Annotated in this window: 1 pseudogene; it reads left to right on the forward strand. The window is 48.1% G+C overall.

Annotated features, from left to right (window positions below):
- Positions 1-96: 96 nt before the first annotated feature.
- A pseudogene (locus tag Q4563_RS23735) lies at positions 97-270 on the forward strand (anion permease); the annotation flags it as partial.

Genomic DNA, 270 nt, shown 5'->3' on the forward strand with positions numbered 1-270 from the left:
GTTAATACCACCGCCGTGGCTTTTCTCGGGTTATCGGTCTTGCTGGTGTCTGGCGTATTGAAGTGGGACGATATACTGAAATAAAAATCCGCCTGGGACACCGTCGTCTGGTTCTCAGCACTGGTTATGATGGCAACCTTCCTGAATAAACTGGGGCTGGTTGGCTGGTTTTCCCATCAGGTTGAGAGCCATATCGCCGACTTTGGTTTTAACTGGCAATTATCGGTGCTGATTCTGGTAGCGGTGTATTTTTACGCCCACTACTTTTTT

Source organism: Gilvimarinus sp. 1_MG-2023, from assembly GCF_030548285.1.